The 15,400-nt window shown below is 58.9% G+C and carries 12 protein-coding genes; 10 read left to right on the forward strand and 2 right to left on the reverse strand.

Annotation, left to right across the window (positions count from 1 at the left end):
• Positions 1-3 precede the first annotated feature (3 nt).
• The gene (locus tag ACNAZS_RS21315; protein WP_415792531.1) at positions 4-1,326 is read left to right on the forward strand and encodes a solute carrier family 23 protein; all 1,323 of its coding nucleotides are present in this window, start codon (positions 4-6) and stop codon (positions 1,324-1,326) included.
• Positions 1,327-1,847: 521 nt separating this feature from the next.
• Positions 1,848-2,324: a transcription elongation factor GreA gene (greA, locus tag ACNAZS_RS21320; protein ID WP_415792532.1), complete on the forward strand. Its 477-nt coding sequence runs from the start codon at positions 1,848-1,850 to the stop codon at positions 2,322-2,324.
• 403 nt (positions 2,325-2,727) lie between these two features.
• Here the strand turns inward: greA and ACNAZS_RS21325 are convergent, their stop codons facing one another.
• Positions 2,728-3,339, reverse strand: coding sequence for a YhbY family RNA-binding protein (locus ACNAZS_RS21325; RefSeq protein ID WP_415792533.1), 612 nt, complete (start codon positions 3,337-3,339; stop codon positions 2,728-2,730).
• Positions 3,340-3,357: 18 nt separating this feature from the next.
• On the opposite strand from ACNAZS_RS21325, the gene ACNAZS_RS21330 reads away from it, so the two are divergent.
• From ACNAZS_RS21330 to ACNAZS_RS21350, 5 genes are all read left to right on the forward strand, one after another.
• Positions 3,358-3,993 carry an RlmE family RNA methyltransferase gene (locus ACNAZS_RS21330; RefSeq protein ID WP_415792534.1) on the forward strand — a complete coding sequence of 212 codons (636 nt, stop codon included), beginning with the start codon at positions 3,358-3,360 and terminating at the stop codon, positions 3,991-3,993.
• 145 nt (positions 3,994-4,138) lie between these two features.
• Entirely contained in the window at positions 4,139-6,031 is a 1,893-nt protein-coding gene (gene ftsH, locus ACNAZS_RS21335; RefSeq protein WP_415792535.1) for an ATP-dependent zinc metalloprotease FtsH, read from the forward strand.
• Between the two features lie 29 nt (positions 6,032-6,060).
• A complete protein-coding gene (gene folP / locus ACNAZS_RS21340; RefSeq protein ID WP_415792536.1) occupies positions 6,061-6,903 on the forward strand; it encodes a dihydropteroate synthase in 843 nt (280 codons plus the stop codon).
• On the forward strand, positions 6,900-8,243 hold the full coding sequence (gene glmM / locus ACNAZS_RS21345; protein ID WP_415792537.1) for a phosphoglucosamine mutase: 1,344 nt from the start codon (positions 6,900-6,902) through the stop codon (positions 8,241-8,243). The genes folP and glmM overlap by 4 nt, the downstream gene beginning before the upstream one ends.
• Before the next feature lie 213 nt (positions 8,244-8,456).
• A complete protein-coding gene (locus ACNAZS_RS21350; protein WP_415792538.1) occupies positions 8,457-9,260 on the forward strand; it encodes a GNAT family N-acetyltransferase in 804 nt (267 codons plus the stop codon).
• A gap of 65 nt (positions 9,261-9,325) precedes the next feature.
• Here ACNAZS_RS21350 and ppx read toward each other — a convergent pair whose 3' ends face one another.
• Positions 9,326-10,813, reverse strand: a complete 1,488-nt coding sequence (ppx, locus tag ACNAZS_RS21355) for an exopolyphosphatase (protein ID WP_415792539.1) — start codon at positions 10,811-10,813, stop codon at positions 9,326-9,328.
• 185 nt (positions 10,814-10,998) lie between these two features.
• On the opposite strand from ppx, the gene ppk1 reads away from it, so the two are divergent.
• From ppk1 to pstC, 3 genes are all read left to right on the forward strand, one after another.
• Positions 10,999-13,068, forward strand: a complete 2,070-nt coding sequence (gene ppk1, locus ACNAZS_RS21360; RefSeq protein WP_415792540.1) for a polyphosphate kinase 1 — start codon at positions 10,999-11,001, stop codon at positions 13,066-13,068.
• Positions 13,069-13,211: 143 nt separating this feature from the next.
• The gene (gene pstS, locus ACNAZS_RS21365; RefSeq protein WP_415792541.1) at positions 13,212-14,255 is read left to right on the forward strand and encodes a phosphate ABC transporter substrate-binding protein PstS; all 1,044 of its coding nucleotides are present in this window, start codon (positions 13,212-13,214) and stop codon (positions 14,253-14,255) included.
• Between the two features lie 110 nt (positions 14,256-14,365).
• Positions 14,366-15,382, forward strand: a complete 1,017-nt coding sequence (gene pstC, locus ACNAZS_RS21370; protein ID WP_415792542.1) for a phosphate ABC transporter permease subunit PstC — start codon at positions 14,366-14,368, stop codon at positions 15,380-15,382.
• Positions 15,383-15,400: the final 18 nt, after the last annotated feature.

The raw sequence follows: 15,400 nt of genomic DNA on the forward strand, positions 1-15,400 counted from the left end.
TTCATGCCCAACTCTTATTTCCCGCGCTGGAAGCTGGCCGATGATTCGGTACCCGGCGTCGTGATCGCGCCCGATGAGCGCCTGTCCGCGTCCAAGAACATTGCCATGGGCGCGCAGCACGTGGTGGCGATGTTTGGCTCCACGGTATTGGCGCCGTTGATCATGGGCTTTGATCCGAACGTCGCCATCCTGATGTCCGGGATCGGTACGCTGATTTTCTTCCTGTTCGTGGGTGGCCGAGTGCCGAGTTATTTGGGCTCGAGCTTTGCATTCATTGGCGGGGTAGTGGCGGTGACGGGTTATGCAGGGTCCGGTGCCAATGCGAATATCGGTGTCGCCTTGGGGGGCATCATCGCCTGCGGCTTGGTCTATACCTTGATAGGTGTTGTCGTGGCGGCCGCGAATGCACGTGGAGACGGTGGCGCAGCCTGGATCGAACGTCTCATGCCGCCGGTGGTGACCGGTGCGGTGGTGGCGGTGATCGGGCTGAATCTGGCGCCTATCGCCGTCAAGGGAGCGATGGGCGGCTCGGGCTTTGATACGGGCATGGCCATCGTGACGGTGTTGTGCGTGGGCGGCATTGCCGTCTATACCCGCGGTACGGTCCAGCGGTTATTGATCCTGGTAGGGTTGTTGTTGGCGTGCGTCATTTATGCCATTTGCGCCAATGGCCTGCAGCTTGGCAAACCCATCGATTTTTCCGGCGTGGCCGCGGCAGCATGGTTTGGGTTGCCGCAGTTTGTGGCGCCGGTCTTCAAGGCCGATGCGATCGGCTTGATCGTGCCTGTCGCGATCATTCTGGTGGCGGAGAACCTTGGCCACATCAAGGCCGTCGGCGCGATGACGGGCCAGAATCTAGATCGTTATATGGGGCGAGCCTTCATTGGCGATGGGGTGGCGACGATGCTGTCCGGTGCCGTGGGTGGTACGGGCGTGACCACGTATGCCGAAAACATCGGTGTGATGGCGGTCACGCGTATTTATTCGACCCTGGTGTTTGTGGTGGCGGCGATTATCGCTATTTTTCTGGGCTTTTCCCCCAAATTCGGTGCGCTGATTCAAACCATCCCAGGCCCGGTGCTGGGTGGCATGTCCGTTGTGGTGTTTGGACTGATTGCCGTGGCCGGGGCGCGGATCTGGGTGGTGAATCAGGTTGATTTCAGCGATAACCGCAATTTGATTGTGGCCGCTGTCACACTGGTTCTGGGCGCAGGGGATTTCACTGTCAAACTGGGCGATTTCACGTTGGGCGGCATTGGGACGGCAACGTTTGGCGCCATCATCTTGTATGCCTTGTTGCAACGCAGCGGGCGCCAAGTGGTGTAGGTCATGGTTCAAGGGTAGGATTGGCCACGGTTGATCGCGTTATTGATATCTTCACGGGGCATTGATCATTCCACGGTTGGGCCCTTTCTAACGCCCGTTATATTGCCTCTACTACGCGGAATTGCAGCGAAATGACTGGTTTCTGAATGACTTGCAATTCCCGTCGATTTTGACCACAATAATGACTTGCTTACCCCGGTTCTGACCCGAGCCGGGGTTTTGTTTTGCCGCCGGGCCGCCCCAAGGCAAAAGCGCCCCCTTGGGGGCAGCAAGCCGAAGGCGCCGCGTGGGGGCTTTATCTTTGGTCGCCACCCTTGTCCCGTCGGGTGCGGGGGCGATCAACACAAGTCGCCAGGAACGCTAGCCAACACTGATAACCGGGTCCAGATCGTTGCGGCTTGTTTGATCTTTATTGGTATCACCCGCTAGCCCCGCTTGGGCGGCGCTGGCAAAAATCTAACTGTGTTTTGACCGAAACGCTCCAATTCGGGGCGTTTTCTACTTTTTGTTTGGGAAACGACATGCCTGCCATTCCTCTGACCGCGCGCGGAGCCGAGCGTTTGCAAGCCGAATTGCATCGGCTCAAGACCATCGAGCGCCCCGAAGTGATCAACGCTATCGCCGAGGCTCGTGCCCAGGGCGATCTGTCGGAAAATGCCGAGTACGATGCCGCCCGCGAGCGCCAAGGCTTCATCGAAGCCCGTATTTCTGACCTTGAAGGGACGCTTTCCAATGCGCACATCATCGATCCCAGCACGCTGGATGCCGAGGGACGCGCGGTGTTCGGCGCCACGGTAGATATCGAAGAGTTGGATTCGGGGAACCGTCTGTCGTACCAGATCGTGGGCGACATCGAGGCCGACATCAAGTCCAACCTGATCTCGGTTTCCAGCCCCGTGGCACGTGCGCTGATTGGCAAATCCGAAGGCGACGTGGTCGAGGTGAAGGCCCCCTCGGGCGTCCGCGAGTACGAAGTCCTGGGTGTGCGTTACTTGTGATCTGACGGGTGACCACTCGAAAAAAAGGCCCCCACGCGGCGCCTTCGGCTTGCTGCCCCCCAAGGGGGCATTTTTGCCTTGAGGCGGCCCGGCGGCAAAAAGGCCCCCACGCGGCGCCTTCGGCTTGCTGCCCCCCAAGGGGGCGTTTTTGCCTTGGGGCGGCCCGGCGGCAAAAAGGCCCCCACGCGGCGCCTTCGGCTTGCTGCCCCCCAAGGGGGCATTTTTGCCTTGGGGCGGCCCGGCGGCAAAAAGGCCTCCACGCGGCGCCTTCGGCTTGCTGCCCTCCCATGGGGCACCTTTCTGCCTTGGGGCGGCTCAGCGGCAAAAAAAACGCCAAGTCCGTAGGGATTGGCGTTTTGTTGATTCTGGGTCTGGCCATTGGCCATACCGTTTTATTTTTTATTTATCGCTTGGTGCTCTTGCGCCCGGCTGATGCGCGCATGCCACTACGGGTACCGGCGCGCAGGCTGAGCGCGCTGCCTGAACGGCGCGGAATACCATGCGGCGACGCTGACGCGGGTTTTTTGGTGGATGGGCGAGTCGGGCGGTCCGTGGTGCTGAACATCATGTCTGTGCGCGAGCGGGCCTTGGGCTCGACGGGCGCCGATTTGCGGGCACGGGCGGGACGCGCTTTGGACAAGGTCTTGCCTTCAGCTGCCAGCTTTTTGGGCGTATGCGGCTCAGATGGCTTGCGTCGGACGGGGGTGGTGTCTTCGTCGGGTGCGGCGGCAACATTGCCGGCCAGCGGGCGGAACAAGATCAGCATCTTGCCCAAATGGTGCACCGCCGCGCACGATAGCGTCTCGCAGATCGTCGCCAGCATGGCCTCGCGCTCGTTGCGGTCGCTGCCGCCGGCGCGTACCTTGATCAGCCCATGGGACGTCAAGGCGCGATCAATTTCTTTCAAGACCGCGTCGGTCAGCCCGTTGTCGCCGATCAGGACGACCGGGCTCAGCGGGTGGGCGGCCGAGCGCAATTCGCTGCGCTCGCGTGAGGTGAGTTCTAATATAGGCATGTGTGGAATTGTACGGTAATGGCCAAAAAGAAATTCTCTAAAGACTGGATCCACCAGCACATCAACGACCCTTATGTGAAGATGGCGCAACAAAAGGGCTATCGGGCGCGTGCTGCCTTTAAGCTAATCGAGATCCTCGACACGGAAAAGCTCATGCACCGTGGCGACGTGGTGGTCGACCTCGGGTCTGCGCCGGGCAGCTGGTCGCAGGTGGCGCGTGAGCGCCTGGCCGGCCCCGGCGGGGTGGTCGATGGTCGTATTATCGCGCTGGACTTCCTGCCGATGGAGCCCGTCGCGGGCGTCGAGTTCATCCTGGGGGATTTTCGTGACGACGCAGTCTTGAAACAGTTACAAGAAATCGTCGGCGGCCAACCGGTAGACCTTGTGATTTCCGACATGGCCCCCAACTTGTCTGGTGTGAGTTCTGCTGATTCCGCGCGCATTCAACATGTCTGCGAGTTGGCGATGGAGTTCGCCCGCAACCACCTCAAGCCTGATGGTGCGCTGATCGTCAAGGCTTTTCACGGCAGCGGTTTTTCGCAGATCGTGCAAACCTTCAAACAGCACTTCAAGCGCGTGGTGGAACGCAAACCAAAAGCTTCCCGGGACAAGTCCTCGGAGACCTTCCTGGTGGCGCGCGACCTGAAGCACTAATTTTTACCGTTGTATACAGCTACCCGTGGGACGGCCGGGCGGAATCGGCGCCGACAGGGTAGAATGAACTATTGACATACTTGTGACTGTGCCATATACGCGGGGGCACAGTTGCCGGTCGGAATCAAAGGGCAGGAGATCTACCTTGAACAACTCATTTTCTAAAGTCGCGGTCTGGATGGTGATCGCACTGGTCCTGTTCACGGTATTCAAACAGTTCGACGGTCGTGCTCAAACGCAAGATGGCGTGAGCTACACCCAGTTCATGGAGGATGCCAAGGCAGGCCGTATTCGCAAGGTAGATGTGCAGGCGGACGTTCTGTATGTCACCCCTGATACGGGCCGTTCGTACACCTTGACGTCGCCGGGCGACATCTGGATGGTGTCCGATTTGCTCAAGTACGGTGTCGACGTCTCGGGCAAGGCCCGCGAAGAACCCTCCTTACTCATGAGCATCTTCGTGTCGTGGTTCCCGATGCTGCTGCTGATTGGGGTCTGGGTGTTCTTTATGCGCCAGATGCAAGGCGGCGGCCGTGGCGGTGCGTTCAGCTTTGGCAAGTCGCGTGCACGCATGCTCGACGAAAACACGAACCAGATCACGTTTGCTGATGTGGCAGGCTGCGACGAGGCCAAAGAAGACGTTCAGGAACTGGTTGATTTCCTGCGTGACCCCAGCAGGTTCCAAAAGCTTGGCGGCCGTATCCCGCGTGGCGTCCTGATGGTGGGCTCGCCCGGTACCGGTAAAACCCTCTTGGCCAAAGCCATTGCCGGCGAAGCCAAAGTCCCGTTTTTCAGTATTTCGGGTTCGGATTTCGTTGAAATGTTCGTCGGTGTGGGTGCTGCCCGCGTGCGCGACATGTTCGAAAACGCGAAAAAGCAGTCGCCTTGCATTATCTTTATCGATGAAATCGATGCCGTGGGTCGCCAGCGCGGCGCCGGTCTGGGCGGCGGTAACGACGAGCGCGAGCAGACGCTGAACCAAATGCTGGTTGAAATGGACGGCTTTGAGTCGGGCCAGGGCGTGATCGTCATCGCTGCCACCAACCGTCCCGACGTGCTGGATCCCGCGTTGCTGCGTCCGGGTCGTTTCGACCGACAAGTCGTGGTGCCGCTGCCCGATATCCGTGGCCGCGAGCAGATTCTGCGTGTTCATATGCGTAAAGTGCCGCTGTCGACCAACATCGATGCCAACATCCTGGCGCGCGGTACACCTGGTTTCTCCGGCGCTGATCTGGCCAACCTGGTGAACGAAGCCGCCTTGTTCGCGGCGCGTCGCAATGGTCGCACCGTCGACATGACCGACTTCGAAAAAGCCAAAGACAAGATCATCATGGGCGCCGAGCGTCGTTCGATCGTCATGCCCGAAGAAGAGCGCAGAAACACGGCTTACCACGAGTCTGGCCATGCCATCGTGGCGCGTATGCTGCCCAAGACCGATCCTGTTCACAAGGTCACCATTATCCCGCGCGGTCGTGCGCTGGGCGTGACCATGCAGTTGCCTGAAGGCGACCGCTACAGCATGGACAAGGAGCGCCTGCTCAATACCATCGCTGTGTTGTTCGGTGGCCGTATTGCCGAAGAACTCTTCATGAATCAGATGACCACGGGCGCCTCGAACGACTTCGAACGCGCCACGGCGATCGCCCGCGACATCGTGACCCGCTACGGGATGACGGATGAGTTGGGCCCCATGGTCTATGCCGAGAACGAAGGCGAGGTCTTCCTGGGTCGTAGCGTGACCAAGACCACCCATATGTCCGAAGCCACCATGCAAAAGGTGGATTTCGAGATTCGCCGCATCATCGATGAGCAATACGGCGTGGCGCGCAAGATCCTCGAAGACAACCGCGATAAGGTCGAAGCCATGACCCGCGCGTTGCTCGAGTGGGAAACCATCGACGCCGATCAGATCTTGGATATCACGTCGGGTCGTCCTCCGCGTCCTCCCAAAACACCGCAAGGCCCGTCCGACACGGCCGACACGCCGCCGCCCACCGGGCTGGCAACGGACGGCAATGGCACACCGGCTGCGGTCTAAGCTGCTGTTTCAGGTCTCTGTCGTTTTATATGGGTGACACCTTCCTATGCGGGCGCTTCGAGTTTGATCTCGAGCGCCCGCTCGTCATGGGCATCGTCAATGTCACGCCCGATTCTTTTTCCGATGGTGGCGAACACGCCGATACGGACAGTGCGGTCAGTCATGCACGCCGCTTGATCGACCAGGGCGCGCATATCCTGGATCTGGGAGGCGAGTCCACGCGGCCGGGCGCTGCGCCCGTTTCGGTGCAGGATGAACTGGCGCGCCTGTTGCCGGTCATCGACGCATTGCGTGATAGTGGCGTGCCGTTATCCATTGACACTTTCAAACCCGAGGTCATGCGCGCCGTGCTGGATGCTGGCGCTGACATGATCAACGACATCTATGCATTTCGTCAGCCGGGAGCGATCGACGCCGTGGCGCAGTCGCGTTGCGGATTGTGTGTGATGCACATGCAGGGCGAGCCGGGCACCATGCAGCGGGCACCGGAATACACTGATCTGCTGGGTGAGGTCGATGTGTTTCTCGCCGACCGTGTGCAACAACTGCGCGCCGCCGGGGTCGATCCGCAGCGCATCGTGCTGGATCCAGGGTTTGGATTTGGCAAGACGGCAAGTCACAACTATCAACTATTGCGCGGGCTCTCCAGCCTGCGAGCCTCCGGTTATCCATTGCTGACCGGGTTGTCACGCAAGACCATGATAGGCGACGCTACCGGCAAACCCGTGGCGAATCGTCTAGCGGGCAGTATTGCCGGCGCGTTGGCTTGCGTGGCACGGGGGGCTTTTATCGTGCGTGTTCATGATGTTGCAGAGACGGTTGACGCACTCAAGGTCTGGCAAGCATCCGAGCAAGGAGCTATACAACTATGACGCAACGCAAGTATTTTGGAACCGATGGGGTGCGTGGCGAGGTGGGCGGCGAGGTTATCAACGCCGCTTTTGCTCTACGTCTGGGCTATGCGGCGGGACGCGTGTTGTTCCGTCGGCATACGGAACGCGGGCATAACCGCCCTCAAGTCATTATCGGTAAAGACACCCGTATCTCGGGCTATATGCTCGAGTCGGCACTCGAAGCCGGTCTATCCGCCGCAGGTATCGATGTGTTGCTGGCGGGCCCGGTGCCGACGCCGGCAGTGGCCTACCTGACCCGGGCCTTGCGTTTGGTGGCGGGTATCGTGATCAGCGCATCACATAATCCGTATCAAGACAACGGGATCAAGTTCTTCTCGGCGCAAGGGATGAAGCTGCCCGACGAAGTCGAGGCCGAGATCGAAGCCGCACTCGACGAGCCGCTGGACTGCGTGAGCTCCAAGGCATTGGGACGCGCGCGTCGCATGCAAGACTCAGGGGGGCGTTATATCGAATTCTGCAAAAGCACGTTTCCCAACGAGCTTGACCTCAATGGCCTGAAAATCGTCGTCGACGCCGCCCATGGCGCGGCCTATAACGTGGCTCCGCACGTGTTTCGTGAGCTGGGGGCTGATGTGCACGCCATTGGCGTCTCGCCCGATGGTTTCAACATTAACGACGGGGTCGGCGCCTTGCATCCCGAAGCGCTGGCCAAGGTCGTCAAGGCGCGCGGTGCTCACCTGGGTATTGCCCTGGACGGCGACGCCGACCGACTGCAGATGGTCGATGGCGAGGGGCGTGTCTATAACGGTGACGAACTGCTGTACGCCATCATCCGAGAGCGCATGACACAAGGGCCGGTCGACGGCGTGGTCGGTACGCTGATGACGAACTACGGGTTCGAATTGCAGATGCAACGCCTGGGTATCGGGTTCGAACGCGCCAAGGTCGGCGACCGCTACGTCCTGGAGCAAATGCAGGCGCGCGGCTGGCTGTACGGGGGCGAGAGCTCCGGGCACCTGCTGTGTCTGGATTGTCACACTACGGGCGACGGCATCATCGCCGCGCTACAGGTGTTGACAGCCTTGCAGCGCAGCGGCGAAAGCCTGGCCCAATGGATCAGCGAACTGCGCATGTATCCGCAAAAGATGATCAATGTGCCCTGGGTGCCCGGGACTGATTGGAAATCTCACGCCGGCCTGATGGCGGCGCAAAGTGCTGTGGAGGCCGAACTCGCCGGGCGTGGCCGGGTATTGATTCGTGCGTCGGGGACTGAACCCAAATTACGCTTGATGGTCGAAGCCGAAGACGCGGATCTGGCTCAGGCGAGCGCTGAAAAACTGGCGGCCAGCCTGAACTGATCGGTTCGGCGTACAACAGGCAGCATGTATGGGCCGGACCCCGCGGAACCGGCCCTTTTTTTGTTCCATCGTCGCGTTTATTGTGTTTAGATGCATTTTGTTTTTATTTCACACAATTTTGATCGGCGTAAACTTCATAGTCATGTCATTTTTTTGTCAGAAGCCTGACATATCCGGCCTCCACACTGTCTGCACATCAAGGAGTCCTGTGCAATGCTCGAACTAGCACGTATCGATGCCAGGCGTGAAAACGCCGAACCCTGGGTCGCAGGATCGGCCGGGCATGTCCTGGTCGTGGGCTTGGCGCGCACGGCCGACGAGGTCGAGCAGATCCAGCGCTTGAGATACTCGGTCTTTACCCAAGACATGGGGGTCGTTTTTCCCGATGCGCATGATGGCATCGAGCAAGACCGTTTTGATCCCTGGTGCGAACACCTAATGGTACGAGAGCTCGATACCGGCCGGGTCGTGGGGACATACCGTATCCTGACCCCTGAAAAGGCCCGCGAAGCGGGTGGCTACTATTCCGAATCCGAATTTGATCTGACTCCGCTCGGAACGTTGCGCAGTGAGTTGGTCGAGGTAGGGCGTTCATGTACCCACGCCGATCATCGCAGCGGCGCGGCGATCATGCTGTTGTGGTCCGGTTTGGCCGAGTTCATGCGACGTGGCGGTTATCGTTACATGCTGGGGTGTGCCAGCGTGAGTTTGCGCGACGACGGCGTCACTGCCGCCGAGGTCTGGCGCAATGTCTCGGGTAGTCTGCAAGACGCCAGCTTGCCCCGCGTCAAACCCCTGCATCGCTATCCGGTAGAGCGCCTGAACAGCACGCTGCCCGCTCGCGTACCGCCGCTCATCAAGGGCTATCTCAAGCTCGGCGCGCGTATCTGTGGCGAGCCCGCCTGGGATCCCGATTTCAATGCGGCCGATTTTCCGGTGCTGTTGGACATGACCTGCATGGATACCCGTTATCGGCGTCATTTCGGGTTGGACCCCGCGACTTCCGAGGTGCTTTGATTATGCGCCGGCTGCTCAAGCGATTGCGCATCCGGCTCATTCGCAAGGCCACGCGCTCATTTCGCCTAGAACTCAAGCAACTCGAAAGAGAAACCGACTTTTCGCCATTCTGACTCTTCGGCACGCAGAGTAAAGTCGCTGAGTGGATGCTTGGTCAACCAAGCCTGATTCCCCCGCACTACGATAGACTCGTCCCGTACCGACACGCTCAGGGGCAGTTGGGGGATATCGGTACGACGGCGCATCAGCAGCACCGCCAGACGCAGACACAAAATAGCAATCCACTGGCTGCGGTTGCGCACCATGGATTCGAGCTTGGTCAGTTTGCCTTGGTGTCCCAGCGTCAGTAACGCTAGCAACTGCTGATCGGCGCGGGAAAAGCCTGGCATGTCCGCATTGTCCAGCACATACGCCGTATGTTTGTAATAGGCGTTGTGAGCGATAGACAAACCCACTTCGTGCAGATTGGCTGCCCAGCCTAGCGCGTTACGCAGGTCGGCATGCTCTTTATCAGATGCGTAAATCGAATCAAAAAACGCGAGTGCCGCCTCACGTACACGCTGGGCCTGATTATTGTCGATGTGATAGCGCTTCATGAATTGATGTACCGACTCATCGCGCGTGTCATGCGCTGCGTCACGGCCCAGCAAATCGTACAGTACGCCCACCCGCAATGCACCGTCGCCGGTGTGCATGACTTCAATGCCCAGTTCGTCGAAGAGGGCGATCATGATCGCCAAACCGCCTGGAAGCACGTCGGCGCGATGCACTTTAATGCCCGGCAATTCATCGGGAATGACTTGGCCCGACTTGATGATGCGGTCTTTCAGTTTGCCCAGGCCTGCCCGGGTAATGCCGATATCGGAAAAGCCGCATTCGGTCAGGATGGCGTATAGGGCTTTGGCGGTACCCGAAGAGCCATAGGCTTCTTTCCAGCCCATTTTTCGATATTGCTTGGCGATGACTTCGATTTCGCGGCGAGCGGTCAGCTCGGCCTGCTTCATCTGGTGCGCATCAACGATCCTGTCGGGGAAAAAATCACGGCTATAACTGACGCATCCCATATAGAGGGATGACATTAACGCGGGCTCGAAATCCTTGCCGATGATGACTTCGGTCGACCCGCCGCCGATGTCGATGACCAGGCGTTTGTTGGTCGAAGGGGGCAGGGAGTGCACTACACCGGAAAAAATCAGTCGGGCTTCTTCGCGTCCGGCGATGACTTCGATAGGAAAACCCAGCGCCGCCTCCGCACGCGGCAGGAATTCCTCGGTATTGCGCGCGACGCGAAAGGTGTTCGTCGCCACCGCACGCACCCGACTGGGGTGAAAACTCTGCAAACGCTCGCCAAAGCGTTCCAGTACAGCGACGGCACGGTCGATGGCAGCGTCGTCCAGTCGTCGGTTCTGATCCAGTCCGGCCGCCAGCCGCACGGTTTCTTTCAGGGCGTCGACCTGGTAAATCTGTTGTCCGTTTTCGTCTTGGACAACTCGTCCGATAGACAGGCGAAAACTGTTCGAACCGAGGTCTACGGCTGCCAGGAGATGATCCATGCTGGAGGTCGTTAAGGCTGTAAGAAGCTGCAATTATAGAGAACGGAGATGAATGTGCCTGATCGGATCGCCAGAATCTCGGGTTTTGACGTACGCTAGCGGGCTATCACCATTTCGTCATGGAATGGTCACATTACTGTAGTAAAACGCAGCTTTTGCTCCTGAATCTTGGGATGGAACCCCGTATGTCCACATCGCTAGTTGAGTCCCCGTTTCTAAACCGTGAACTTTCTTTGCTGAAATTCAATGAACGGGTCTTGGCGATGGCGGAGCACCCGCAGGTCCCCTTGCTGGAGCGTTTGCGCTACGTCTGTATTGTCAGCTCGAATCTGGACGAATTCTTTGAAATTCGTATGTCCAGCCTGAAAGAGCAGTTGCGCCAGAACCCGACGCTGCACGGCGACGATGGCAGGACGCCCGGCGAAGCCTTTGACCGGGTACAGAATCACGCTCACAAACTGGTAGAGCGCCAATATAGTCTGCTGAACGACGAAATTTTGCCTCGTCTGGACGCCGAGGGGATTGCGTTGCTGCACGCGTCGGAATGGAATCCCGAGCAGCAGCAGTGGGCGCATGAAGTCTTCAAGCGCGACGTCATGCCGTTGCTGACGCCCATCGGCCTGGATCCCGCCCACCCGTTTCCCAGGGTCTACAACAAGAGTCTTAACTTTATCGTGGCCTTGTCAGGGGTGGACGCCTATGGCCGCCAAGCATCGATTGCCATTGTGCAGGCGCCGCGAGCATTGCCTCGTCTGATCAAAATGCCCGTCAAGCTGTCTGGCAAGCCCGAGGGATACGTGCTGCTGACCTCGCTGATGCGGGCGTTCGTGGGTGAGCTCTTTCCGGGGCTGGAAATGCTGGGTTGCTACCAGTGGCGGGTGACGCGCAACAGCGACCTGTTTGTCGACGAAGAAGAAGTTACCAATCTGCGCCAAGCCTTGCAGGGCGAGCTGTCGCAGCGCAACTTCGGGGCGGCGGTGCGTCTGGAGATTGACCGGTTGACGCCAGCAGACCTGGAAACCTACCTGCAGAATGAATTCTCGCTGGCTCCCGAAGACACTTATCGCGTCAATGGTCCGGTGAACCTGTCTCGCCTGATGCAACTGTGCAATGACGAGACGCGTCCTGATCTGCTATTTGAACCCTACCACGGCAGCATGCCGTCACCCTTTGACCGGGTCTCGGACAAGCCGGCCGAGTTGTTTGCGGCGGTCGCAAAGGCGGATCAACTGCTGCATCACCCGTATCAGTCATTCCAGCCGGTGATCGATTTTCTGACAGCGGCGGCGCTGGATCCGGACGTGATGGCGATCAAGCAAACTATTTACCGGACTGGCGAAGATTCCGAGTTGATGCAGATCCTGTTGGCGGCGGCACGGGCGGGCAAAGAAGTCACCGTCGTCGTGGAACTGATGGCGCGCTTTGACGAGCAGACCAACATTAACTGGGCCGCCCGTCTCGAAGAGGTGGGAGCACATGTCGTGTATGGCGTGGTTGCCCATAAAACGCACGCCAAAATGGCCTTGGTACTGCGTCGTGAAAAGGGCAAATTGCGCCGCTATGCTCACCTGGGCACAGGCAACTACCACCCGCGTACGGCCAGGCTGTATACCGATTTTGGCTTGCTTACGGCCGATCCCCGCTTGTGCGAAGACATGGACAAGGTTTTCGCGCAGTTGACGGGGCTGGGTGCGCGACGCACGTTGAAATCCCTCTTGCAGTCCCCCTTTACGATGCACGAGACCATGATCGGCTTGATTCAGGCCGAAATCCGCGCCGCCAAGGCGGGGCGGCGCGCCCGGATCATGGCGAAGATGAATTCCCTGCTCGAGAAACAGATCATCGCCGAGCTCTACAAGGCCAGTCAGGCCGGCGTCAAGGTCGATCTGCTGGTCCGGGGGGTATGCGCCCTGCGGGCGGGCGTGCCGGGCTTGTCGGAAAATATCCGGGTTCGGTCGATTATCGGGCGCTTTCTGGAGCATTCCCGGGTGTTCTATTTTTACGCCGACGGCGAAGAGCCCGTTTACCTGTCATCGGCCGACTGGATGGACCGCAATTTCTTCCGCCGCGTCGAAGTCGCGTTCCCGGTCACTGACAAGGCGCTGAAAAAGCGTGTCATCGACGAGGCGTTTACCTTTGCCTTGCGGGACAATCAGCTGGCCTGGGAACAGCAGACCGATGGCACATACACTCGGGTGCGCAATCGCCGGGCACCCTTTAATTTGCACGAATTCCTCATGGAGCGCCTGGGATGAGACCGCAGGGCTCGGCTGTCACATTTCTCGTATATGACTGTCATAGTCTTGTCATCTTGGCCTTCTAACATTCTTTCTGTCGATGATCGGACGGGCGGAAACAGCCCGCCGCGACCTCCTAAACGAACACAGAAGGAATTCGAATGTTCAACCGCGTATTTAAGCAAATTACCGTTGGCGTTGCCCTGGGCAGCGCCGTTTTCGCTGTGCAGGCGGCCAATGTAACCGGCGCCGGCGCCTCGTTCCCATACCCGGTGTATGCCAAGTGGGCCTCCGAATACAAGGCCGCGACTGACACGGCCGTCAACTACCAATCGATCGGTTCGGGCGGTGGTCAGCAACAGATCAAGGCCAAGACCGTTGATTTCGGTGCTTCGGACGATCCTTTGAAGGCCGACGACCTGGAAAAGAGCAATCTGCTGCAATTCCCGGCTGTGATCGGTGGCACCGTGCCCGTGATCAACGTCGACGGCATCAAGCCGGGCGAACTGAAGCTGTCGGGCGCCGTGCTGGCCGATATCTTCCTGGGCAAGATCAAGAAGTGGGACGACGCTGCCGTCAAGTCGCTGAACCCCGATCTGAAGCTGCCCTCGGCTGACATCATCGTGGTTCACCGCTCGGATGGTTCGGGCACGACCTTTGGCTGGACCAACTACCTGTCGAAAGTGTCGCCTGAATGGAAAGAAAAGGTCGGCGAAGGCAAGGCTGTCAAGTGGCCCACCGGCCAAGGTGGCAAGGGTAACGAAGGCGTTGCCGCCTACGTTGGCCAGCTGAAGAACTCGATCGGCTATGTTGAGTACGCCTACGCCAAGCAAAACAATCTGTCCTGGACCCAACTGCAGAACAAAGACGGCAAATTCGTGCAACCTGAGCAAACCGCTTTCGCGGCTGCCGCAGCTAACGCCGACTGGAAGAGTGCGCCTGGCATGGGCGTGGTGCTGACCAACGAACCGGGTGCTGACTCCTGGCCCGTGACGGCTGCCACCTTCATTCTGATGCAAAAGGTTCAAGACAAGCCCGAGCAAGGCCGTGCGGTTCTGGAATTCTTTGACTGGGCCTTCAAGAACGGCGACAAGACCGCCGCAGCGCTGGACTACGTGCCGCTGCCCGACAACGTGACGGACGCTATTCGCGCCAGCTGGAGCGAAATCAAGACGGCTGATGGCAAGCCGGTCTGGACCAAGTAAGCGTCTTAACGAGTAAGACCTAAACTGACGCGCGGACCTTATTGGCCCGCGCGTCAGTCTGCGCCGCCAGCCCTGTCTCTCCCTCAGCGTATTTCAAGGAAACCCTATCCATGAGCGCGGTATTGGATAATGGTGTGCCACGCCAGTCTCGACCGACGGATTCCGTCACTACCGGTACGCCTTCACCTATGAAGAAAAACAATAGCGCCCTGATGGATGTGTTCTTCAAGAATGCAACCCGGCTGTTCGCCTTTTTGGTGTTCATCCTGTTGGCAGCCATCATGCTGTCCCTTATTTATGGCAGTCGCGAAACGCTGGCCAAATACGGCCTGTCGTTCTTGTGGCAAAACGACTGGGATCCGGTCCAGCAGAACTACGGCGCGATCGTACCCATTGTCGGTACCTTGCTGACGTCGGCCATCGCCCTGATCATCGCCGTGCCGGTGTCCTTCGGTATCGCCATCTTTTTGACCGAATTGTCTCCGGCCTGGCTGCGTCGCCCGCTCGGCACAGCGATCGAAATGCTAGCCGCCATCCCGTCCATTATTTATGGGATGTGGGGCTTGTTTGTTTTCGTTCCGATTTTCCAGCAGTACGTGCAGCCGGGGTTGATCTCTGTGCTGGGTAGCATGCCCGTGATCGGCGGGATATTTGCTGGTCCGCCCTTCGGTATCGGTATTTTCACCGCCGGCCTGATCTTGTCCATCATGATCATCCCGTTCATCACCGCGGTGATGCGCGACGTGTTCGAGTTGGTGCCGACCCTGCTAAAAGAATCCGCCTACGGTCTGGGCAGCACGACTTGGGAAGTCATGTGGCGCGTGGTGCTGCCGTTCACTAAAACGGGGGTGATCGGCGGCGTTATGCTCGGGTTGGGTCGCGCATTAGGTGAGACCATGGCGGTGACGTTTGTCATCGGCAACGCCTTTCGGTATCCGGATTCCCTGTTCTCGCCGGGTAACTCCATTGCCTCGGCGCTGGCTAACGAATTCAACGAAGCGGGCGGCCTCCAAAAATCGGCGCTCCTGGAACTGGGTCTGATCCTGTTCCTGATTACCACTGTCGTGTTGGCACTGTCCAAGATCCTGCTGGTACGCGCTGTTGCCTCCGAAGGCAAAAAGACCTGATCGGCTCACCGGACGTTT

This window comes from Bordetella tumulicola, assembly GCF_965138755.1.
GTDB lineage: Bacteria > Pseudomonadota > Gammaproteobacteria > Burkholderiales > Burkholderiaceae_B > Bordetella_A > Bordetella_A tumulicola.